The 786-nt window shown below is 34.1% G+C and carries 2 protein-coding genes; one reads left to right on the plus strand and one right to left on the minus strand.

Features of this window, described 5'->3' with window-relative positions; all coding sequences use genetic code 11:
• A partial coding sequence (locus HNS40_RS22540) for a Crp/Fnr family transcriptional regulator (protein ID WP_371742975.1) occupies positions 1 to 308 on the minus strand: 308 nt, incomplete at its 3' end.
• A 248-nt stretch (positions 309 to 556) separates the two neighbouring features.
• On the opposite strand from HNS40_RS22540, the gene HNS40_RS22545 reads away from it, so the two are divergent.
• Positions 557 to 786: phage integrase N-terminal SAM-like domain-containing protein (locus HNS40_RS22545; protein WP_172284961.1), on the plus strand; the 230-nt coding region annotated here is incomplete at its 3' end.

Here is a 786-nt window from a genome sequence, read left to right on the forward strand (position 1 = left end):
GGAATTAAAATAATCCTTGAATCCTCTTCGGTTACTGCAAACACTTTACTTGGAGTATTCTTCAATGCAGCATAGAAAGACATAACACAGCTTTGAGCAGGCTCAATATAATAGAGTAATAGTTCCTTCTCGTCAAATCTTGAATATACTTTTACAAGTCCACTTACAACAAGAGGCAATACTTTAACATACTGTTGTTCTCTTAAAATTTCAATTCCTTTGGGGAATTCCTTTATACTTGATTCTTGCAGTATCTTATCAGCTAAATCAGGTTTTAAAAAGGATAATATTTTCTTGTCAAACTCCATTATTTATGGTATTTAGGTTCTAAGGTTGCACACAACGGCTCGAATATGCGTAGTGCGGGATTTCGAAGCTCCAACGCATCAAATTACACCGCCGCTTATTAATTGCTATATCGCTCATATTTAGCACATTTCCCGCATTACGTATATTTATTGTTGAACTAAACCTCCCCAAAGGGAGGTAGCTTTCGATTTAAATTCGTATTGAATACGTATAAATCTCATGTTTAATAATTTAATAAAATTAAATCATGAGTAAAATTACTATTTATTCTGAAGCCTGCAACAAAGTTGATGGCTTTAGAGCTATGGGAGAAGAGTTCAAACGTAAACTTATTATTAATGGACGATCAAAGTCTACACACGAAAATTATTTACGCCAAATAGCTAAACTGGCACTTTATTACATGAAAAATCCGCTAGTTTTAGACATGGATGAGCTGGAAGAGTATCTGTATTACCTGATGCAAAAGGATACGGA

Source organism: Lentimicrobium sp. S6, from assembly GCF_013166635.1.
Classification (GTDB): Bacteria; Bacteroidota; Bacteroidia; order Bacteroidales; family UBA12170; genus UBA12170.